This window comes from Pseudoalteromonas sp. S3260, assembly GCF_005886925.1.
GTDB lineage: Bacteria > Pseudomonadota > Gammaproteobacteria > Enterobacterales > Alteromonadaceae > Pseudoalteromonas > Pseudoalteromonas tetraodonis.
Genome location: NZ_PNCV01000334.1, coordinates 1 through 335 on the forward strand (window position 1 = coordinate 1; position 335 = coordinate 335).

General features: G+C 47.5%; 1 protein-coding gene. It reads left to right on the top strand.

All coding sequences use genetic code 11. The annotated features are described in order from the left end of the window. A partial coding sequence (locus CWC14_RS18695; RefSeq protein WP_138564375.1) for a DUF2955 domain-containing protein occupies positions 1–335 on the top strand: 335 nt, incomplete at both ends.

The following is a 335-nucleotide window of genomic DNA, read 5'->3' on the forward strand; positions in this document are numbered from 1 at the left end:
TGCATTGTTTTGTGGCTTTGCGGTATTGGTGCTGCAAGGTTTATTTGGTTTTCATCCGATCTTGATGTCGATACTGGCTTTTGCCATGTTTGCATTGTTATTTTATCAAATGAGTCGCGGTGCCCACTTCCTATTCGGCGCCATGAGTGTGGTTGGGCTATCCATTCAACTACATTTCGCCAGTTACAGCGCCACCGGCTTGGGCTTATACCCATTGATCTTTAGTAACTTTTTGGCAGTAACAGTGAGCCTAGTAAGCGCCTATATTATGCATTGGTTATTTCCTGATGTGAGCGCGCGCACGCCCATCTCGCGCGCCGCTAAAGATGCAGCCA